This is a genomic window from Deinococcus aestuarii, assembly GCF_018863415.1.
GTDB lineage: Bacteria > Deinococcota > Deinococci > Deinococcales > Deinococcaceae > Deinococcus > Deinococcus aestuarii.
In genome coordinates this window covers 45,397-65,703 of sequence record NZ_JAHKSN010000006.1, presented here as the reverse complement: position 1 = coordinate 65,703, position 20,307 = coordinate 45,397, and the positions used below count along the sequence as shown (strand labels likewise).

Below are 20,307 nucleotides of genomic sequence, written 5' to 3'. Positions count from 1 at the left end.
TTGAGGTGGGTCGTCTTTAACGAATCCTCATGTAGAATGGCGGCACCGGGCGGGCACTTTCGGGTGCCCGCTTTCTCTGAAAGGAGCGCCGTGAGCAAACACCTCTTGATCGTCGAGGACAACGACCAGGACCTGGAACTGGCCCGGGTTGCCCTAGAGTTGAGCGACGTGCGGTGCGAGGTCAGCGTGGCCCGGGACGGTCAGGAGGCGCTGGATTTCCTGTACCGCCGGGGGTGCTATGCCGGTCGCCCGGAGGGACAGCCCGACCTGGTGCTGTTGGACCTGAACATGCCCCGGGTGAACGGGCATCAGGTGCTGTGCACGATGCACGGGGACCAGGCGCTTCAGGGGGTGCCGGTGGTGGTGTTCACGACCTCCAACCTGCCCGAGGACCGTGCGGCCAGCGTGGCGTGCGGCGCCGTGGACTACGTGGTCAAGCCGGGGGCATTCGAGGCGTTCGTGGCGACGATCAACCGGCTGGGTCGGCGGTGGCTCACGCTGGAACACTCGGCGTAAGGGGAAGGCCGCTCCCCACGTTCGTCCCCGTTCTCAAACGCCACTGGCCGTCCGCCGTTGGGGCTTGCCGCGTTTCTCGGTGTACATCCGTTCGTCGGCCAGCCGCACCAAAGCCCCGCTGCTGCGAACCTCCAGGGCGGTCGCACTCCCCACGCTCGCCCCAACCTCCTGAAACCCCGCCTGCTGCACCCCAAGCACGGCTGACCGGACCGCCCCCTGCACGGCTGTAAGGTCCTCCACCTCGCACAGCACCGCGTACTCGTCGCCCCCCAACCGGAAGGCGGTCATCTCCGTCCCGAGGTGCCGTTGCAGCGCCTGAGCGAAGCCGCGCAGCAGCTCGTCCCCCGCCGCGTGGCCGCGAGTGTCGTTCACGCCCTTGAGCCCGTCGAGGTCGAGCAGCACCACCGCCAGGTTAGGGCGGGTGGCCCAGGCCTGGTCGAGGGCGTGGTCGAAGGCCCGGCGGTTGGCGAGCCCGGTCAGGGGGTCGAGGAGGGCTGAGCGGCGCAATTCCACCATCTCCCGGCCTGAGCCTCGGAGGAGCCAGTCGCCCAGCCAGCCCAACCCCAGGGCCAGCAGGACGTTCCAGGCCACGCCGGACAGGTGCTTTGGGTCCAGGGGCAGGGCGAGGGTCCCGACCGTCAGGCTGTACACCAGGAAGACCACGACGCCCCGGAAGCCGAAGTAGACGGCGGCCAGAGCGGCGGGCAGGATCAGAACGGCGGTGTAGCCGCCGAGGTCGGGCGTGAGGGCCCCGCCCACCCCGTGGAGTTGATCGATCCACAGGGCGAAGGGGGCCAGGGCGGCGTAGAACAGCACCGCGCCCGAGAGAGGGTGGCCCCGGCCCACGGCCATGCTCACGAGGAGGATCAGGGCGAAGGCGGCGTCCTGCCCGAGGCGGGAGAACTCGCCGGGGAGCAGGTGCAGCGCCAGGCTCACGATCAGGACGGCCCAGGCGGGCCACCAGCCCAGGCGCAGCAAGCGCGCACGCGGGGTGGAGGGCGGAAGGGCGGACGGCATACGAGACCATTCACCATAAAACGATTGTCCTGACAGGGCCCTGACCTGTGGCCCAAGCCGGAGGCGGGTGGTTCATGGTGGACGCTTCGGTGGGTGAACTGTGCTTTGAAGGCTTGCGCACGAATCCCTGATCCCGGGCAGGTAGGGTCAGAGGGTCCCCAACCACAACCGGCCGGGTGAAGCCGGAGGGTCGCCCTTGGGGCCACACGCGCCCAGGGGCTTACTTCTTGGCCCGGGTGGTGCGGCCTCGCGTCGTCTTGGCCCCCTTGCCCTTGGTTTTCTGTGCGCGGGACTGGCCGAGCTGCTGACCCTTCTCAAAGCTCGCCTGCATCTTGCGCCGGGTCTCCTCGGCGAGGGTTTTGAAATCGACCGCGCCCGACTCGATGTTCTCGACGGTCAGCTTGACCCGGGCGCTCCGGCTGGGGGCCGCGGATAGCTCCTCGTTCACCTGCTGGAACCAGGCCTCGTACTCCGGGGTCAGCTCGATCACCAGCTCGCGGGTGTCCCGGGTCGCCGTCTCGTCGCTGCCTCTCTTGCGGAAGGTCTTGGGGAGCGTCACACGCTCAGGCAGTTGCGCTGCCTCGAACTCGCCGGTTCGCACGGCTTCCCGCACCCGCTTCACGAAGGTGTCACTCCGCTGCGGGTTGGCGAGGTTCTTCATCTGCTCACTCAGAGTGGTGTAGGGCACGTGCCCCATCTTAAAGGTCGGCGGGGGAAACCATCACGGTAGAAAGGGCGTATCGGAGACATGAAGCTGCTGAAGAACAAGTGGTTCTGGCTGGTGGTCATCACGGTGCCTTCCCTGGCGTACTCGTGGCACGCCGCCGGGGTCATCACCTGTCAGACCTACGGAATTTGCTGAGTGGGGCACCCTTGGCATCAGGGGTGCGCTTCACTTGCTGGCGAGCCAGGCTTTGAACTGTTCGCGCCCACCCTCGCCGTGACCGTTCTCGTCGCCGTACCTCAACGTGCGCCACTTGAGGCTGGGGCTTATCTGTACGAGGTTCTGTGTAACATGGATCACATAGTGGAGCAGCCCCTTACGGAGGCCCATTCCTTCTCGCCCCTTCACCTGCGGGATGAACGGCCTCCACCCTTGGTCGGATGCTTCGGTCAGGTCCGGTGCGTACCTTGAGTTCGATGTCCAAACCCCTGTTGCTGGCGGCGCTCCTGGCCGCCACGTCCCTGCCCGTGCAGGCCCAGTCCACCCAACCCACCCCCGAGCAGGCCGCTCAACTCATCGACCGGCTCTTCCGCACCATGTACGGCCCGGGCGGCAACGTGCAGCTTCTCTACGGCACCCTGCCCGCGACCCTCCCCCTGCAACTCGACCCCCGCCTCACGGTGCTCGCCAGCGTGCGCACCAGCGCCCAGGGCGGCCAGTTCGTCCAGCACCGCATTCTGCTGAGCACCGCGCTCTCCCCCGACGAGGCCCGCGCCGCGCTTCAGACCAGCCTAGAAGGCACCGGCTGGAAAGCGCGGCCCAACGACGGGCAGCCCATCGGCTTCGCCACCCAGCAGACGGTGCGCAGCACCAGCTTCTACCGGGAGGGCGCCACCAACTTCCTCCTGGGCGTCGGGGTGGTGGACCGGGGCGGCCGGACGGAACTCGACCTGAACGTCAACGTCGTGAGTGACCAGCAACTCGCGTCCTTCAAGCAGGCCGCGAGGTATCAGCCGCGGTCCAGCCTGCCGTTGCTGAAGGCTTTTCCCGGAGCGACGATCAAGGGCGCCTACCCAGGCGGCGTCCCCAATGGCGCCCTGAGCAGCGCGCACGTGCAGACGAACCGCAGCGCGAACGAGGTCTTCGCGTTCTACTCGGCGCAACTCAAGGCGGCTGGGTGGAAGGTCCGCACGGACACGACCGACGGGCCGCTGCGGGTGGTGACGTACAGCCTCAAGGACCTGAACGGCCGCGAGGCTCTGGGGACGCTGGGCATCCGGCCCTGGGAGAAAGACGGTGGGTACGTGCTGACCGTCAGCGTCCAGGGTTTCAAACCCTAGTGAGCAGGGGGAAGGGCTGGGTCACCAGGTTGGTGACGGCCTGGAGCGTGCTGGGGCTGTTCGCTGGAGTCCTGCTGCTGGGCTACGCCTTTTTAGACATGACCTTTGCCGGAGATATGGGGCTGGCGATGGACAGTGATAACCCGCATCCCCGCGTCGACCGGGTGCGCTACAGCCTGGCGGGCTTCACCTACCTACACGGTGACCGGGTGCTGACCGGGCCGCACCGCTCGCTGCCCCTCACGCTGGGCTGGCTGGCGCTGACGGCGGGGCTGATGCTGAGCGTCTGGAGGCGCTGGGGACTGATGCAGGCCCGTCAGGCCCTGCGGGCCGGTCTGACCTCGCTGGCGCTGGTGGTCGTGGTGGGCGCTCCCGTTCTCGGGCTGGCCACCTGGAAGCACAATGGGCTGTTACGGACAACCCCGTCAGGGCTGTCGGGGCAGCCGGTGAGCATGACGCACGCCTGGCCCCTCACCCTGCACCTGTGGCGCTGCACCCGTTGGGTGGAGAACCAGGGTTGCCAGGACCACGAGGAAGCCACCTTCCCCAACCCCACTGCGTGGGCTCTCCTGGGCGTGTTCGTCACGGCGGGGGCGGGGTTGTGGCGCGGTTCGGAGAGGAACCGCCGATCCTGAACCCGGGCCTACCTCTCCCCCAGCAGGAGCCTGGTCACGACCTCCCGCAGGGCTGGGTCCTGCACCAGCGGCAGCGCGAGGTCGGCGTGCCCTCCCTCCACCAAGCCGCGGGCCAGGCTGAAGGTTCCCTGCTGGCGCTGTTCCGCGGGAAGCCGGGCGAGGCTCTCCCGTGCCGCCGCTACGTCCCCCCGCCGGGCCTGCGCCTCCAGCACAGCCAGTTCTGCCTCAGGCGGCAGCGCCACACGTGGGGCGAGCCTCTCCGCGGTGGACGGCGAGACGCGCGCCAGGGTGCCCAGCACCACCCCCCGCGCCTCATCGGGAACCTGGCCTGACAGGTCCAGGGCGGTCCGCAGGAGCTGCCGGGCCTGCTCCTCCCGCCCCTTCTTCGCCTGGACCTCGGCCCCGTTCACCAGGGCGTAGACGGTCGGTAAGGATGGCTCCACCCGGGCACGCCGGATGGCCTCCCCGAGGTCTCCCCCTTCGGCCAGGCCCTGCACCAGCGCTCCTCGCAGGCGGTCCGGTCCCTGGGGGTCACGCCCCGTCCAGCCCCGGATCAGGGTATCGGCGGTGGACGCCTGCCCCAGCCGCGCCAGCGCCCGGACCACGGCAGAGGTGCTGTCGGGAGCGTCGCTGTCTTCCAGGGCCACGCGGGCTTCCTCGACCAGTCGCCGGGCCACAGCGGTCTGCCCCTGACCTGCCAGAATCCCACCGATCTCCGCCAGGCTCCGGACGCGCAGAGAGACGGGCGATAGGGTACAGGCCAGACGTGCGGCCTCGGAGGCGTGACCGGCCGCAGCCAGTTCACGGGCGAGATGCTCGCGCATGCTCAAGAACAGCGGGCTGCGGCTCGCCACCTGAAAGGCCCGGGCCCCGTCGCCCAGCTTGACCAGCAAGAGGGCGCCGCGGATGCGGACGACGTCCTCGGCACGGTCCAGGGGAAGCTGCGCCAGCGCCTGGCGGGCGGCCTGCGGGAAGCCCGCTTGCTGAAAGCCCTCCGCGACGGTGAGCCAGCGTCCCTGAGTCTGGGCGTCGGCCACCGTGGGGATCAGTTGCCTGGCCCGGCCCAGGTCTCCCGTCACCGCGACGGTGGGGAGCACGAGCTGGACCACCCGCCCCCGCTCCTCCATCGCCAGGCGTCCATACGCCGCCCAGGTCGCGTCCGCCACGGCGCGCACCTCCCCTTTCGGCGCCGGGGAGGTCATCGCCACCTGGGTGAGGATGGCGAGGGCCTGCACGCGTTCCACGGGTGTGCCCAGCGTGCCCAGCACCTGGACCGCTGCGCCGCTGCCCCTCGCCTGCAAGAAGGGCAGGGCCGACACGGCCCACACCCGCACCCGGTCGCCGCTGTCCACCAGGGCCAGGGCACGGCGGGCGACCTCCACCGCGCCCTGCCGGGCCAGGGCGGACATGCTTAGCATCACCGCGTCCCGGCGGGCCTGGGACGGCAGCGGGCGCAGCGCGGCCAGCCAGGCGTCGTGCTGGCCCAGCTCGGCCCGGGCCAGATGGGGCAACTCGGGCAGCGCGGCACTCGTGGGCCAGGTCAGCACCTGGGAGGCGACCGTCCGGCGCTCGGCGGGGGTCAGGTCGCGGGCGAGGGCACTGGGGGACAGCAGCACCCCCAGCAGCAGGGCAGCGGACGTCAGGCGCATGGGTCCAGACTGGCGGACAGGGGCTGACGGAGCGTGAGTGGGCGCGGAAGCCGATCCCTGTCCTCGCCCCCCCGAAGTCACCCCAGCGATGACACCCCTGGCGCCTTGGATCAGTTCTCGATCTCGACGGTGAAGCTGCGCGTGATGCTTCCCCTCGCAGGCACGTCCACGCGCACTTCCATCAGCGCCTCCCCGGTTTTCTCCACCCCGTTCAGCCGCAGCGCGACCCGGCCGTACACCCGCTCGGTCACCTCCACCCGGAGGGGGCGGTCCTTGCTGTTCTCGAAGGTGTAGGTCACCTGGTACTTGCCGCTGCCCGGCCCCGTGGTCTCCAGCACCTTCACCACCCGCCGGTAGCGCACCTCCGGGTCGCGGCCAAGGGTGAACTCGACGTTCTCGCCCTTCTCGGTCTCGACCAGCGTCGTCTGCCCCACCACGCGCCCCTCCTCGCGCACGGTCAGCACCCCGCCGGGCAGCGGTTGGTCGGCCGTGAGGCGATAGGTGCGGTTCAGGGCACCCCGGCTGCTCTGCGGCGAGAAGTAGGTGTTCAGCACCGCGAAGCGTTCGAAGGTGGTCAGGCGGGTCTTCAGGAAGGGCAACGTCACCGTTCCCCCGGCGGGTAGGGTCAGGGGCCGGTCCAGCACGTAGCGGTAGAGGCCGCCGAGACTCGCGGCGGGGCTGAGGGTCGGCGTGGGAGTCGCGGCGGTGTCCGTATTGGCAGTGCCGGAGATCACGGTCACGACTGGAGTGGGAGCACTGCCGAAGCCCGCTGGACCCCTCGCCAGGTCCACCTCGCCCGAAAACAGCTCCGTGGTCCGGGACGTGTAGGGCACCGTCGCCGTATTGCGGATGTCCGCCAGGGCTTCGAGGTTGGCGTTGCTGCCCGCGGCCGAGAGGATGAAGCGGGGCGACCACGTCACCGACCGGGTGAGGTAGCTGAACACCCCCGGCCCGGGCTGCGCCACCTCGAAGACGAGGCGCCGGGGTCCGGTGGTGGGCTCCTCGGGTGGCAGGGTGGGGAAGGCGAGCTGATCGAGCCGCACCTGGCGGTAGTCGCCCGCCGTGTCCCGCACGGTGAGATCCGAGACCCGCACCAGGATGACGGGCTGGGACTGGCCGTTCTCGCGCAGCTTGACGGTCTGGCCCTCGAAGCGTTGAAGCCAGCCGGGGCCGCGGTCCTGCACGAGTTGAGTCAGCCCCAGACCGCGCAACTCCAGCGATCCGGGCAGCAAGCCGGGCCAGATGCCTTCCGCGAGGGGGAGCTCCAGGCGCTTTCCCGGCACGATGACGGCTTCACGGACCTCGCTGAAGGCCGGATAGACGCGCAGGTCGGTAGCGCCGGCCGTGCCGCACAGCAGGGGGGCGAGCAGCAGCGCCCGCAGCGCGAAGGGTCTCACTCCAGCCCCTGGATGCCGATGATCCCCCGGTACTGCCCCCGGGCGGTCTCGTTCAGGATCAGCAGGCCGAGGCGCTCCCGGCCGTCCTCCCGCAGGGTCCACAGGGTCGTGGTCAGGGCGCCCGTGTCCGCCCGATTGCGCAGGGTCCACCCGGCCTGCTTCAGTTGCGCGGCGTAGTGGTCGAACAGTGCCGTGCGGGAAAGTGTGCTTTCGATGCCCGCGCTCATGGTGACGCTGTCCCCGCCTCCCCCACCGCCCCGGGGCGTGACGGTCGCCCCCGCGGGCGGAAGGAGCCTGGGCAGGCGGCCGAAGGGGGAGCCGCCGTCCGTGCGCGCATAGCGCAGTTCCTGGGCCAGGTTTGGAAGGTCCTGCCGGGAGAGCGTCACCTGGGTCACGTCCCCCACCGCCCGCGTCTGGAGGGTGAGTCGCTGGTCGGGCTTCTCCCGGTAGTAGGGTCGGCCGCCGATGGGCGTCGTGGGGAGGAAGCCGCCTTCGGGGTTCGGGCCGTCCGGGGGCAGGGGAAAGGCTTTCCAGCCCGCCTGACCCAGCACGCGGGCGAAGTGGGTGTCCACCTGCGCGGGAGTCAGCCGCGTGTCGAAATAGACGGTGACCCCGCCCGGGAAGTCGGGGTTGCCCGTCTCGGCCCGCACGCTTCCCACCACCCGGCTGCCCTGAGGCAGCGCGAAGCCCAGGTCCGCGGGAGATTGCCGGACGAGCACGGTGGTGCGCACGGAGGTGGGTCCCCACAGAGGCGCGACGGCCCTTTCCAGCAGCTCGCGTTCGGGGGACATGGTGGAGGACTGGGCGAGCGCCGTGGGGAGCAGCAGGGCGCCCAGCAGGACCAGCGTTTTGAATGGCATGGCCTTCAGCGTTACCGGCCTTGGCTGACGAGGCGTGAGGCGCCCCTGAAGGCCGGAGACGGTACGCTCTGCCCATGCCCCACTCGGACCTGAACGTGCTGCGCCGTGCTGGAGGCCGGGCAGTGGCACGGGCAGTTGGAGGTCATGCAGCTTCGCGCGGACGACACGGGGAACGAGGGCTGGTCCACCTACAGCTTCTGACGAGAGAGGTGCCAGGCCGGCGATTCCTCCTCCGGCGCAGGCGTGAGGGTGACGTAGGGGCCGAGCGGGTACTGCGGCACGAAGGCCAGGCCGGCGTCGCGCAGCCGCTCCCCAAACTCCTGTTCGAGGTGGCTGGCCCGCAGGTGCGCGAGCTGGCTCTTGTGGGCCTCGATGCACGCTGGCGAGCAGAACCCCGCGGAGGGAGTGCCCCGGCGATGGAGCCCGAGCCGTGGGCCGACGAGTCCGCCAACCCCGTCTGAAAGGCAGGGCGAGCCGTTCAGAACTGGCATCAACAGGGGGAGGGGCGAGGGTGGGCACTCCCCGCCGTGCTTTCGGTGCGGCTACTTCTGCGCCGTCTCCGGTCTGGCGTACCCCTGCACCTCACCGCCGTTCACCACGAGGATGCGGGAGGGCGTCAGCAGCACGTCGCGCCACTTGCTCGGCAGCGGCGCACTCCAGGCCAGCGTGCCCGTGTCCAGCCGCACCCCCACCAGGGCTTGTGCCTCGGGCACCGCGTAAAAGGCGAGGCCCTCACGCTCCACGAAGGTCGTGGGGGCGCCGAAGGTCAGCCCACCGCCCCGGATCGTCGTGCGCGTGGCGTACTCCCCGCCCAGTAGCCAGTACTCCCCCGCAGCGGTCAAGAAACCCTCGCGCACGAGGTACTGCGGCACGTTCCCGGACCGGCCCACCCGCCTGGCCAGCCGGGGCAACAGGGCTCGGTCCCCACCAACGCGGCGCCCCGCCGTCCGGGGCAGGCAGGCCACGACGGGCCGTCCCGCGCCCTGCCCGCTGGCACAGACCGCGTTGCGGCTCACGAGCGGCGTGAAGAAGGATGCTCCCGCCCGGCTTCCCTGGGGCAGGGCCGAGGCGAAGTCGTAGGTGACCCGCAGGCTGCGACCCGTGGGCACGTCAATCAGGCGCACGCCCACCCGACCTGAGCCCATGAACAGCGTGTCGCCCTCCACCCGCACCGCCGTCCCGTCTGAATACTCCACCCGCCAGACGGTGCGTCCGCTGCGCAGGTCCACGCCCAGCACCTGGGGATGGAAATAGTCGGGCGCGATCCAGACCCCGAGGTCGCCCGCACTCGCCACCGGCCCCGTCGCGTCGTAGCGGGGGCGGTGCCAGAGTTGCCGCCCGCTGGAGGCGTCCACTCCCCACGCTCCCGAGGTGGTGTTCATGACGACGGTCCTGCCCACGCGGGCGATGTTCTGTGCCCACGCGCCCCCGTCCTCGCGTGTGGCGGTCGGGCGCAGGGCGGTGGTCCACAGGGGGCGACCGTCCGAGGCGCGGAAGGCGTGCAGACCGTCCGCGCCCGTCGTGTACGCCACGCCGCTCTGCACCGTCAGCGGGGCCAGCAGACCGCCGCCTGCTTCCCAGCGCACAGTGCCGTTCGCTGCATCCAGGGCGCGGAGACGGCCCCGGTGCAGGAGGAACAGCCGCTCGCCCTCCACCGCGAGGGTGGACGTGACGGGAGAGAGGGGCGGGTCGATCAGGGTGCGCCACAGGACCGGACGCGGCGGGAACGTGGGGAGGAAGGCCGGACCCACGGCGCTGGCGGGCGCACGGATGGGTTGGGCCAGCCCAGCACCCAGGCAGGCGGCGGCGAGCAGGACGCAGCGGCGCAGGAGGCGGCTCAGGGTCATGGATTGCTTCCACCCTACGGGTCCGCCTCGGGAAAGACCACCCGGCCGGTGACCTCGGCCGTGTCGGGGGCGCGCAGCGTGAGGTCGGGCAAGAAGCGGCCGTTCGCCTCCTCGCGGGTAATGAGCTGACCCTGGGAGGAAAAGCCCATGACGGAGGTGCGAGTCAGGGTCCACGTCGGCGCGGCGAGGGCGGCGAGCAGGGCGAAGGGCATGGCGTCACGCTGCCGCCTGCGACCTGACAGCGGGTGAGACGGGGCGCCGCTTCCACACCCCCCGCGCCGCTTACGGCCGCACCTCGAAGCGCTTCGCGGCCCCTTCGCCCCACAGCACGGCGGTGTACCGACCGGCCTTCAGTGCGGGCAGCGGACCCCACGGCTCGACGTGGACGCCGCCGGGGGCCACCGTGGTGGGCCGCAGGTCCGTCGTGCACGCGGTCTTCTCGGGCCGGTTGTCGTACACCGTCTGGCCCCCTTCGTCGCGGATCAAGAGCCCCTGTCCGCACAGCCGCAGGTCGCGGCTCACGGTGCTGCGCCACACGTTGCGAAAGGCCACGCGCAGGTCGAGCGGTCGGCCCGCCTTCGCGCCGCTCGGCAGCACCAGTTCGGCCACGAAGGGGCCGGGGCCGACGTTCACGGTCGCCCGCGCGTACATCGGTGGTCGACTGCGCAAGGTCAGGATGGCGGTGTACTCGCCCGGTGTGAGCTTCATCGGCAGCGTGACCGAGTAGACGCGGTGCTCGCCGGTCTTGAAGGTGACGTTCTCGCCCACGTCACAGTCAGCCGCGAGATACCGCTCGATGAGTGGCGGCCCGCCCGCCTTGTCGTACACCTTGAACAGGGGACAGGGAACGTGGTCGCCGCGCAGCCCGCCGACGACCTGCTCACCGTTGCCCCAGCGGTAAACCAGGAGGCGCATGTTGACCGGCTGTCCGGCGAGGGCGGGCTCGAGTTGCTGCAATTCCAGGGTGGTGCGCGGCTCCGGCGGCGTCCGGGCTTGTCCGCCCGCCGTGACTGCCCCGAGGGTCAAGCACAGCATGAGGGCACGTCGCATGGTCCCCACGTCGTTCTTCGGCATGGTGTCAGTTTAAGAAGCGTGGTTGACGCGCGTTTGATCAGTGTGGACCGGCCGGCCAATGGGCTGTGGGGTGCCTGGAGCGCGCATGAAAAACGCGCGATTCACCTCGCTGGGGACGCCGATTTGGGAACGCCAAGACAGATGATCGGGAGCAGGCGGTCGTTGATGCCTTCGCACCCAGGGTGTCTTCGCTCACTGCTCCACCCTGAGTGCTCTTCTTTAACGAGCGGAGGCGACTGGCCACCAGAGGCTGAATTGGCGTCGCACTATAGGGTCTGCCCTTCAAATTTATTATGGACCCAGGTATCTAAATCTACTTACATCTTTGGAAAGAGGTCTTTGGGAGAGTTACGGTGTTATCACGTCCTTTGAGCGTGAGATCGTTCCCAGTCTCAGTGATCTTAGGGGAAGATTTGCCACCTATATTCCAGTCAGGTCCTGGAAAGAAGTTTTTATCGTGCTGGTGGAATAGCTTCTTGCTGCCACCGCATCTCAGTGCAAAGCTTTGGATTAAAGAGTTCCCATCTGTGCCGTAATCCACTCCTACAACCTGCACACCTTTGGTTGTTGTAAAAACAACAGTTTCGCGGTTCTGGCGACACGATGTAAGCACAACGGTCAGCCCGATTGCCGCAAGGGCTAGTCTCATCCTATTCAGACGCATTTAAGGGTTAGCTACCGCGAACGGTGTTTTAGTTGTAGGAGTTAAGGTTTGTGCTGAAAGCATAGTTCCACTCCTGGCTCCGATGAATTCTCTCACTGTCTCCTTTGCTTCAGGAAAATTATAATATTCGACCCAATACATAAATTAACCCCATTATGGCAAGCAGAGACAGGACACTCAAGGCGATTAGGATCTTTCCAACAAACTGCTCGCGCTGACTTTTCTTGCGTCCTCCAAAAGTCCATGAGGCCACCCCCACAATGAGCAGCACGAGTGCAATCACAACTAGAGTAGAGAATCCCATAGGTAAATTAAGATGGCGCTTTCGCTGTCATCCCCGGTTTCCAAACTATAATCCTTGCCTTCACGTCTGGGTTACTGCCGCCGAGCCTTTTGTTTGTGGATGAATCACTGGCGCAGGCTTCTGTTCCAACTCTAGTGCGAGCCCCTTAAACCCGTAGGTCGTCAGCCCGGCATCCGAACTGAAGAGCCGGGGATGGGTGTCCACCCAGGAGTCGGCACGCGCCGAGCACAGGGAGAGGGCCGCGAGCAGGAGGGGAACGGTGGCACGCATACCTCCAGCGTGATGGGTCAGACCTGACGCCGCGTGAGGGCCACCGGGCACCTTCGTCGCCGCCCCATCAGGCCGAGGTCAAACGCTCCCTTTACTCTGAGGCTGTGATCGCCGCCGCACTCGGGGTTGCCCTCCTTGCTCCTCTGCCTCATGAGGCGGTCCAGGTCGTGCAGGGCCGCGCCTTCGTGTCCTGCCCGTGGCTTCAGCAGCACCGGGGGGACCTGAGTTGCCTCGGCACGCCCTCCACCCTCGCCCTGGGTGACGCGTACTCCCCGACCGTCGTCTGGCTCATCGACCGCGCGTCGGGAGAGGCGTCGTCCCACCCCACCTCCACGGACACGGTGAAGCGGCCGGTGACGCCACCCCGCACGACCCCAACCAACGTGTTCCTCGCCGCCCGCGACCTCCAGGCCCTGCTCGGCGTGAAGGTCGTCTGGCAGGCCGGACAGCTTTTCCTCGGCCCCACGCCCGGTGCCGAGCGGGCCGCCGCGAACACCACGCAAGCGGACCGGGCCGCGGCGGAGTTGAGGCGGCAGCGAGTCCTTCCCGCCGACCTGTTCCCAGATGGAGAGGGGGAACGGCTGACGCTTTTCCCGCTGGGCCAGGCAGAGGAACGCTGCGACTGGATGGAGAGGGAGGTGCGCTGCTCGGCCTGGCGGGAGGATCGCTGGCAGGAGACGTGGGCCGCCCGCGTCGGGCGAACATCGTGGGACGTCTGGCCGACTCCGGCGGGCGGGGTACTGGATGCGGTGCTGGGTCCGGCCACGACCGTGCGCGGCGAGGAGCCCCGGTGGCCGGAGGGCGTGGAGTACGAGGGGATAAGCGGCTCGGGGTTCGGACATGCGGTGCGGCGGGGCCGGGTGGCACCTGGCGGGCAGTGGACGCCCACCTACGAGAAGCGCGGTACGCTCGACGACGCCTTCGCGCCCAGCGTGCCGCCTTCCACTCTCGCTCCTTGACCGCCCCTTTTAAGAAGCGCCGCACGGCATGGGTCAACACCACCCGTGAGCCTCAGGGCACCGTCAGGGAGGACGGGTAACGTGCAGAACACCATGCCCTCTGCCCTAGTCCCGCGCCTGGCCTCCTGGCTCCGCCGTGCAGCCCTTTTCGGATTGCTGCTGAGCGGGTGGGCGGGTGCGGGGGGCTCTGGGCCACCCACCGTTCTTCCCACCGCAGTTCGCCCAGTCCTTCCCTCGCCTGCGGCCCTACGGGTCGCCGTGGACGACCGCCAGGTCTACGTGATGTCGGAAGGCCGGGTCCGGGCTTACGACCCCACCCTGCGCACGCAGCGCTGGTCGGTCGCCCTGCCCTCCTTCGGCAGCCTCGCTGTCGGGGGCGGCCTCGTGTTCGCCGACGATGGCTTCGCGCACCTGCACGCCTACGACGCCCGCACGGGCAAGCGGGTGTGGTCGGCGCCTGCGCCCCGCCCCCTGACCTGGGGTGGTCCCGGGCCGGTCAGCACGCCGTTACGCTTCCTGCGACGGGCGGGGGAGGTGGTCCTGGCGGCCACCGTGGACGACGTGCGCGCCTGGGATGCCCGGACCGGCCAGCCGCTCTGGCAGATCGGAGCCGGTGATCCCATTGGTCCTTTCGCCGTGGATAACGGAGTCGCGGTCTTCGACGCCCGCACGGGCATCGAGGGGTACATCCAAGGCGTGGAGGTCTCCACCGGGCGCACGGTCTGGTCCAGCCAGGAGGGAGCCGAACCGCTGCGCGTGGCAGGCGGGCGAGTGTTTGGATACGGCCGGGGGTATGTCGTCAGCGTCGCAGAAGTGCGCAGTGGGCGCACCGTCGCCGTCCGTTACACCTTCCCGGCCCTGGCGGGGGCCCGCAACGTGAGCCACCCGTACGTACACGACGCGCAGGTGTGCGCCGAGGGGACCCTGCGGGGAGCCCGGCACGTGCAGTGCCTGCCCCGCACGGCGGGCCGGTACGTGCGTGGGGACCGCGCCCTGCTCACGGCCTTACGCCCCGAAACCTCGCCGTCCCGCCCAGTGTGGGGGGTGCAGACACGGCAGGTCCTCCGTGCGGTGGATGGGACCTGGCTGCTGGGGGGCTGGCGGCCCGTGCGCCTGTCGCTGCCGCGAGTGACGCCGTTGCCCCCAGGCTGTCTGCCCAACACGAGGTTCGCGGAGGCCGGACCCTATGCGGTCTTCTCGGCCTGCGCGGCGTTCGGGTTGGGGCGGCTCACCGTGGTGGACCTCCGTCGCGCGCGGGTGGTGCAGCTCATCCAGGCGGCGGGTGAAGTGCAGGGGGCGTGGCGGGTGGGTGGACGCCTCGTGATTCTCACGAGCCGGGAGGTGTTCAGCGTCGCCGAGCCATGACGGGAGTCGTCCGTTCTCCATCGCCGTGGGCAGAGAATGGGCATGTCCCTCGATCATCTGACTGCTGAACCCGGAGGTCCCGATGGAAGACCTGGAGCGCCAATTCCTCTATCGCCTACTCCTCAACCCGTACAGCCTGGGCGTCACCGAGACAGTCCATGTCGGCCAGGTGCCCCCCGACTTCCCTGTTCCCCTGCCCGCCAGTTCGCGAGTGCTGGGGAGTACGCAGCGTATCCAGGCCCCCTTGCCCCTGGGCACGCCCCGGTTCTACTTCGCCAGCCATACCCGCGTGCTGCTCGACTCGCCTCTTCCTCCCCTCGCCTTCCTCGGCCAGTTGCGCGGGTTGCTGGGGGAGGGCTGGGAGGAGGAGGCGCCGCCGGGATTCCTGGGGAATGGCTTTCTCCCAGCCCTCCCCCCCGAACACGTTCACCAGCACTCGGCGGACCTTCAGCTCGCGCTTCAGGTCACAGCGCGGGAGGTAGACGGGGTCACCCAGGTGGATCTCAACGTCTCCCATGACGACCCCGAACAGCGACAGCTCATGCGGCTTCACCACGGCCGCATGCAGGAGGCCACGGTACGCGTGCGGGTTCCTGTGGGGACGACCGTGGAGACGAACGGGGGTGGGGGTGGCGGGGGAAGCTGGCATTACTCGGCGCTCATCAGCCAGGAGCAGACCGCCGCGGCCCTGCTCGATCACTTCGCCCCTCAACTCATCCAGCAGGGATGGGCGGAAGTGCACCGGGGCACTGAGCCACAGTTCACGACGGGCAGTTGGGTGAAGACGCAGGGGGGCCAGGGCGTGTTGCTGCTGACCCTGGAGCCCTTGCAGGGGAATTACCTGGCGAACCTCAGGGTCATTCAGTCCTGACCTGGTGGAGCGGCTGGCAGGAAGCACCGGGCTTCCTGAGCAGTCCCTATGAAGCGCAGGGGGACTTCCAGCCGGGCAGCGCGATCAGCAACCGGGCCTTCTTCCGCAAGACCCCCGCCGAATTGCTGACCGTGACGGCCCGCGCGGTGCCGGGCACCACCCAGGTCACCCTCCGCAAGCAGTACGGTGGGAGTACCGCGCAGGTGCTGGAATCCATCGGGAGCCGTCCTCCCCTCCCCCCTCGTTCCTGCGGTTGCCGAAACTGGCGGCCCCCGTGGGCAGCACGGTCCTGCCGGAAGGGGGCGGGAACAGCAACGACCGCGTGACCCAGTACGCCCGCATCACTTCCACCCTGGACCGCAAGGCCTTGCTGGAGCACTACGCAGCCCAACTGCGGGCGGCCGGATGGAAGCTGGCGAACCAGACCGACACGGGCCAGGTCACGACGACCGTCTGGTCCTTCACCCAGGACGGCAACGAGAAGATCGGCCTGCTGATCCTAACGGGAAGCTCGCCCTACCGCGCCACCCTGATGACCCAGGCGGCGCGCTGAGGGGAAGCAGGAGGAAGCACCGGGTCTTCCCCTTCACCTCACGCGCAGCACCGTGACCGTTCCGCCGCGCTCGGTCGTGCCGCTGCCCACCGCGAGCAAGGTGCCCGCCGGGTTGAAGGCCACCGCCCGCGTCGAGGCGCTCAAGCCCCGGTAGCTCCCCACCTCCACCCCCTTCTCCAGGTCGAACACGTTCACGCTGTCTCCGTGCAGGGCAGCGAGCAGTCGCCCATCTGGGCTGAACACTGTCTGGTACACCGCTCCCTCTCCCGGAAAGGACATCAGGCGCTGGAGGCCCAGACGTTGGTCCACACTCCAGACCTCGGTGCTTCCATCCGCGCGGCCCGAGGCGAAACGGCGGCCGTCGGGGCTGAAACTCGCGGCGTACAGGTCGCCGAACTTCGGAGCCGTCAGGATGGTTTTGGTCAGCCTCCCCGTCACCGAGTCGAACTGGCTCAGCGCCGCTCCTCCCGATGCGGCGGACAGTTCCCGCACCGTGCGGCCATCGGGCAGCAGCCGCAGGGCAAAGGTGCTGCCGCCTGAGGATTTGAATTGCCAGTACGCCCCACCTGTCAGGGCCGCCCACCGCTGGGGATCGTTGTAGGCGGCCTGACCTCCCTGCTTGTACAACGCCACCTCGACGGGTTGGATGGACCAATTCGGCTTCCGGGTGAGTTCCGTGGTACGGACGGCGAAGAGCCCGACCCAGTCGCCGAACAGCAGCGTTCCACCGTCCCGGGAGAACTGCGTCCAGCCGACCCCGTTGGACTTCAGGCCCAGCGCGGTGACCGGCTGGCCCCGGGTGTCCCACAGGCGCAGGAAGGCGTCCTGCCCGCCCGAGGCCAGGCGCGTGCCGTCCGGCGAGAAGCTCATGTCGTTCACACCCTCGGGGTGAGCGGCCCAGCTCGCGGCGACGGCGGTGCCTTTCCAAAGCAGGATGCGGCCGTCCCGTGCCCCCGTCGCCAGCAATGTTCCGGCCGGGTTCCAGGTCAGGGCCATCACCGAGTCGTCCGGCACCGTGTAGGTCTGCCTCACCTTGCCGGTCAGGTCGAGCACCTCTGCCCCCTTCTTGACACTCGTGGCGATCACGTTGCGGCCATCGGGTGTCCACGCCACGGCGAGCACACCGATGCGGGTGTTCGGAGGCTGAAGGAGGCGCAGTTGCTTGCCTGTCCTCGCGTCGTAGAGCTTGGTGCTGCTGCGGCCGGTGGCAGCGAGGGTCTGGCCGTCCGGGCTGTAGGCGAGGCCGTCCACGAAGTCGGGCTGTCCCCCCAGATCGAAGAGCCGCTCGCCCGTGCCTGTGTCGTACACGGAGGCCATGAAGTTCTCGACCTTGGGCATGGAGTCCCTGAAGGCCACCGCGAGGCGTGAGCCGTCCGGCGAGAAGGCGAGGGCGCTGGGGGAGCCGGGCGTGGTGAACACGTCGATGGGCCGCGGGAGAAGAGGCAGCGCCAGGGTCGCCCGCACCTTGAAGGTCTGCGCGTCGTACATCTTCAGGGGCCGCTCGCTGTCCGCGACCGCCAGCCGCTGCCCGTCCGGGCTGTAGGTGGCGAGCGTGCCCGGGAGGGTGCGGACCAGACGGCCCCCCCGCCACACCTGAAGCTGCCCGGCGCAGCCGACCACGAAGTCCGAGGCGGAACGGACGGCCAGGGTGGTGACCTGCTCGCGGTACCGCGGAGCGTCCTTCACGAAGCCGCAGGCTTGCAGGGTGGAGAGGCGCTTCCCGGTGGAAGAGTCCCAGCGGCGGACGGTGCCGTCGTTGCCCCCGGAGAACAGGGTCCGGCCGTCGGGGGTGTAGGTGACGGCGGTGATGGGGCCGGTGTGCCCGGCCAGGCTCACTCGCCTCCCGGTCTTCCTGTCGGTGAGGAAGAGGGCGGAGCGGGAGACCAGCGCAAGTTGCCCGCCGTCCGGGGAGAGGGCGGCGCCCGTGGTCCAGCCGGTGTGGCCGGTGAGGACCCGCTCGATGGGGAGGGACGCGGCACCCGCACTGGCGGCACAGGTCAGGAGGCCCAACCACAGGCCTAGATGTTGTCGCATGGCCGCACGGTAGCGAACGAAGCTGATTGGGTCCTCCGCCTTTGGGTGCAGCCGGGCTGGAATGGCAGGGGGGTGGACAACTACCACCGGCGGTCGTCTTGATCACCCAGGTTGTCCGGCCCCAGCCTCTCGGGCAGACCTGGCTGTCTTTGTCACACCTGGGGCGTGCAGAGGCCACGTCGGCTGGCCTTGGGGGGACGGAGCTTCAATCCCGCCGCAGGGCGTGGTTGACGAGGTGCAGCAAGACGGCGTGCTTTCTGTTCTCGGAAAGACTGTCCCCGGTGACCCAGCGGTAATCACGTCCTCGAACGGGGAGATGAGGCTGGCGTCCCCGCCCTCTATCACCGGGGTGACCACCTCGTCCTCCGTCATCCCGGCGGGAGGCGTGCCGTCCAGGCCCAGGGTCTCTTCGAGCAGGTGGCGGAGCGCCTGCACCCTCTCGGCGCTCGCTTGATCCTGCATAAGCGCCTCGGCAGGCGACGGTCCTCCTATCTGTCCGGGACTCCCCGAGAGCCTTACCGGCACCCTGTCCTTTGTCCGTTATTGACTTTCAATATCGGTAATTTATATTGAAGCATGCCTACCCACGATGGCGATCTGGAGCTGTCCCTGCTGACCCTGCTGGAAGGCGAGGAACGCTACGGCCTCGACCTGGCGAAGGAACTCCGCAACCTCACCGGCGGCGACCTCGACCTCAACGCCGGAACCCTCTACCCCGCCCTGCACCGCATGGAACAGCGCGGCTGGCTCCAGAGCGACACCCGACCCAGCCCCAGGGGCGGCCACCCACTGCGGTACTACCGCCTCACCGAGGAAGGTCAAGAGGCTTTGAAGACCAAGCGCGACGCCTACCGCCGCTGGCACCAGGGCCTCACCGAGCGCTGGGGGAACCGATGAACGACCTCGACCGTTACCTCACCCGCGCGACTCGCGGCCTGCCCCGGGCCGAACGCCACCGGGTCCGTGAGGAACTCCGCAGCAGCCTCCTTGAGCGCGCCGCCGAACACCAGGTGGCCGGGCACAGCGGGGAAGAAGCCCTGCGCCTGGCGCTCCACGAGTTCGGTGATCCGCGCCCCCTTGCCGCGGGGATGCAGCGCCTCTACACCCTGCCCCGCCTGACCCTCGCCCTGCTCCTGGCCGGGAGCGTCCTGGTGCTGGGCGTTCCGTCTCTCGCACGTCCGCCCGCCGTCCCGGCCCTCAGGGATCCCGCGCTTCAGGCCCCGTCCTGTGCCCAGCAGAACGCCACACCACGCGCGGGCCTCCCCGGACTGTGGGACCGGTGGGTGGACGGGAGGTGGGAGACATCCTGCCGCGCCCCGTGGACGACCGACCTGACCTACCTGCGTCTGGCGGACTTCATCGCCGCCCTGGCGCGGCAGGGCGTGCAGGCGTGGACCGTCAACGAATCCCGCCTCCATCTGCGCTTCCCCGGCCAATCCCAGGATGAGGTGGTGGACCTGGGCACGGTCCTGCACCATCGGGCGGGCGAGCGTTACCTGCACAAATACGAGCTGTTGAACGTCTTGATTCGTGACCTCCACGGACCAGTCCGTCTGGAGGGTATCCTCAACCCGACCCTGGAACTCGGCAGCGTGCGGCTCAAGCTGGGCACCCCCTCCGCCCCCCTGTACGCCGCCGATCTGTACGCGGTCCGGACGCTGGGTCTGCTGACGCCCGAACTGGCACCCGCGGTCCCACGCGGCGTCCCCCTCGACATCTCCATAAGTGGTGCCACGTTCGACGCGGCCGGCTGGCCGCAGCTTCAAATTCGCGACGGTGACCAGCACTTCTTTGCAATGGTCGACAATGCCAATTGCCTGCTCTACGGCCCGGGTCCTGCCTGTGGCGGCTTCCTCTTGCGGGTGCGCGCGGCGCAGGCGGGCCAACTGTCCGTGGTGCCGTTCACGGACGATCGCGGTGGCGTCCTGCGTACTCCAAGGGTGGTGAACTCGGTGGAGGAATTCGCCGCAGCCACCCAGCACCGGCAACCCGCCCTGTTGATCTGGCAGTTGGACACGCGGGAGCTGAAGCAGCTCCGGGTCATCCCCGTCACCCCGTCCAGGGTCAGTGCCGTGCGCTGAGCCGTCATCATGGGCATGCCGAGAACTGCTGCGGACGGGCATGGTTCACCGGAAAGCTCCTGTCACCAATCCCGGGCCTCACCCAGCACCTGGGGGAACTGATGGACGACCCTGACGGCCCTTTCACCCGTGAGGTCTACCGGCGGGAACGCGCCGTCCCAGGGCGAGGGCCAGACCAGGCAGGCATAGGCGGCCCGGCCTGTGAGA

General features: G+C 68.9%; 19 protein-coding genes. 9 read left to right on the top strand and 10 right to left on the bottom strand.

Going from position 1 to position 20,307, the window contains the following annotated elements; all coding sequences use genetic code 11:
• The first annotated feature begins 90 nt into the window (after nucleotides 1–90).
• Nucleotides 91–516, top strand: a complete 426-nt coding sequence (locus IC605_RS09930) for a response regulator (RefSeq protein WP_343216569.1) — start codon at nucleotides 91–93, stop codon at nucleotides 514–516.
• A gap of 33 nt (nucleotides 517–549) precedes the next feature.
• Here the strand turns inward: IC605_RS09930 and IC605_RS09925 are convergent, their stop codons facing one another.
• Both IC605_RS09925 and IC605_RS09920 read right to left on the bottom strand, forming a co-directional pair.
• Nucleotides 550–1,533: a GGDEF domain-containing protein gene (locus IC605_RS09925; protein WP_216322654.1), complete on the bottom strand. Its 984-nt coding sequence runs from the start codon at nucleotides 1,531–1,533 to the stop codon at nucleotides 550–552.
• Between the two features lie 220 nt (nucleotides 1,534–1,753).
• Nucleotides 1,754–2,230: a hypothetical protein gene (locus tag IC605_RS09920; protein ID WP_246580664.1), complete on the bottom strand. Its 477-nt coding sequence runs from the start codon at nucleotides 2,228–2,230 to the stop codon at nucleotides 1,754–1,756.
• 443 nt (nucleotides 2,231–2,673) lie between these two features.
• Here IC605_RS09920 and IC605_RS09915 point away from each other — a divergent pair, with 443 nt between their 5' ends.
• Together IC605_RS09915 and IC605_RS09910 are read left to right on the top strand one after the other, a co-directional pair.
• Nucleotides 2,674–3,537 (top strand): hypothetical protein, encoded by an 864-nt coding sequence (locus IC605_RS09915; RefSeq protein WP_216322620.1) that lies wholly within the window; start codon nucleotides 2,674–2,676, stop codon nucleotides 3,535–3,537.
• 32 nt (nucleotides 3,538–3,569) lie between these two features.
• Entirely contained in the window at nucleotides 3,570–4,172 is a 603-nt protein-coding gene (locus IC605_RS09910) for a hypothetical protein (RefSeq protein ID WP_216322617.1), read from the top strand.
• Between the two features lie 8 nt (nucleotides 4,173–4,180).
• Here IC605_RS09910 and IC605_RS09905 read toward each other — a convergent pair whose 3' ends face one another.
• The 6 genes from IC605_RS09905 to IC605_RS09880 form a co-directional block, all read right to left on the bottom strand.
• Nucleotides 4,181–5,821 carry a hypothetical protein gene (locus IC605_RS09905; RefSeq protein WP_216322614.1) on the bottom strand — a complete coding sequence of 547 codons (1,641 nt, stop codon included), beginning with the start codon at nucleotides 5,819–5,821 and terminating at the stop codon, nucleotides 4,181–4,183.
• A gap of 110 nt (nucleotides 5,822–5,931) precedes the next feature.
• Nucleotides 5,932–7,218, bottom strand: coding sequence for a hypothetical protein (locus IC605_RS09900; protein ID WP_216322610.1), 1,287 nt, complete (start codon nucleotides 7,216–7,218; stop codon nucleotides 5,932–5,934).
• Nucleotides 7,215–8,078, bottom strand: a complete 864-nt coding sequence (locus IC605_RS09895; RefSeq protein ID WP_216322607.1) for a hypothetical protein — start codon at nucleotides 8,076–8,078, stop codon at nucleotides 7,215–7,217. The genes IC605_RS09900 and IC605_RS09895 overlap by 4 nt, the downstream gene beginning before the upstream one ends.
• Nucleotides 8,079–8,620: 542 nt before the next feature.
• Nucleotides 8,621–9,925: an outer membrane protein assembly factor BamB family protein gene (locus IC605_RS09890; protein ID WP_216322604.1), complete on the bottom strand. Its 1,305-nt coding sequence runs from the start codon at nucleotides 9,923–9,925 to the stop codon at nucleotides 8,621–8,623.
• 14 nt (nucleotides 9,926–9,939) lie between these two features.
• Nucleotides 9,940–10,137, bottom strand: a complete 198-nt coding sequence (locus IC605_RS09885; RefSeq protein ID WP_216322601.1) for a hypothetical protein — start codon at nucleotides 10,135–10,137, stop codon at nucleotides 9,940–9,942.
• A gap of 70 nt (nucleotides 10,138–10,207) precedes the next feature.
• Complete coding sequence (locus tag IC605_RS09880; RefSeq protein ID WP_216322598.1) at nucleotides 10,208–10,999, bottom strand: hypothetical protein; 792 nt, start codon at nucleotides 10,997–10,999, stop codon at nucleotides 10,208–10,210.
• A gap of 1,342 nt (nucleotides 11,000–12,341) precedes the next feature.
• Here IC605_RS09880 and IC605_RS09875 point away from each other — a divergent pair.
• From IC605_RS09875 to IC605_RS09865, 3 genes are all read left to right on the top strand, one after another.
• Nucleotides 12,342–13,196 (top strand): hypothetical protein, encoded by an 855-nt coding sequence (locus IC605_RS09875; RefSeq protein ID WP_216322595.1) that lies wholly within the window; start codon nucleotides 12,342–12,344, stop codon nucleotides 13,194–13,196.
• Nucleotides 13,197–13,454: 258 nt separating this feature from the next.
• Entirely contained in the window at nucleotides 13,455–14,561 is a 1,107-nt protein-coding gene (locus IC605_RS09870) for an outer membrane protein assembly factor BamB family protein (protein WP_216322592.1), read from the top strand.
• Nucleotides 14,562–14,643: 82 nt separating this feature from the next.
• On the top strand, nucleotides 14,644–15,432 hold the full coding sequence (locus IC605_RS09865) for a hypothetical protein (protein ID WP_216322589.1): 789 nt from the start codon (nucleotides 14,644–14,646) through the stop codon (nucleotides 15,430–15,432).
• A 46-nt stretch (nucleotides 15,433–15,478) separates the two neighbouring features.
• Here IC605_RS09865 and IC605_RS25070 read toward each other — a convergent pair whose 3' ends face one another.
• Nucleotides 15,479–15,601 (bottom strand): hypothetical protein, encoded by a 123-nt coding sequence (locus IC605_RS25070; protein WP_281416260.1) that lies wholly within the window; start codon nucleotides 15,599–15,601, stop codon nucleotides 15,479–15,481.
• A gap of 105 nt (nucleotides 15,602–15,706) precedes the next feature.
• Between IC605_RS25070 and IC605_RS09860 the strand changes: the two genes are divergently transcribed.
• Nucleotides 15,707–15,985 carry a hypothetical protein gene (locus IC605_RS09860; RefSeq protein ID WP_216322586.1) on the top strand — a complete coding sequence of 93 codons (279 nt, stop codon included), beginning with the start codon at nucleotides 15,707–15,709 and terminating at the stop codon, nucleotides 15,983–15,985.
• A 33-nt stretch (nucleotides 15,986–16,018) separates the two neighbouring features.
• Here the strand turns inward: IC605_RS09860 and IC605_RS09855 are convergent, their stop codons facing one another.
• Complete coding sequence (locus tag IC605_RS09855; RefSeq protein WP_216322584.1) at nucleotides 16,019–18,019, bottom strand: WD40 repeat domain-containing protein; 2,001 nt, start codon at nucleotides 18,017–18,019, stop codon at nucleotides 16,019–16,021.
• A gap of 576 nt (nucleotides 18,020–18,595) precedes the next feature.
• Between IC605_RS09855 and IC605_RS09850 the strand changes: the two genes are divergently transcribed.
• Together IC605_RS09850 and IC605_RS09845 are read left to right on the top strand one after the other, a co-directional pair.
• The gene (locus IC605_RS09850) at nucleotides 18,596–18,916 is read left to right on the top strand and encodes a PadR family transcriptional regulator (RefSeq protein WP_216322581.1); all 321 of its coding nucleotides are present in this window, start codon (nucleotides 18,596–18,598) and stop codon (nucleotides 18,914–18,916) included.
• The gene (locus tag IC605_RS09845; RefSeq protein ID WP_216322578.1) at nucleotides 18,913–20,100 is read left to right on the top strand and encodes a permease prefix domain 1-containing protein; all 1,188 of its coding nucleotides are present in this window, start codon (nucleotides 18,913–18,915) and stop codon (nucleotides 20,098–20,100) included. The genes IC605_RS09850 and IC605_RS09845 overlap by 4 nt, the downstream gene beginning before the upstream one ends.
• Nucleotides 20,101–20,307 lie beyond the last annotated feature (207 nt).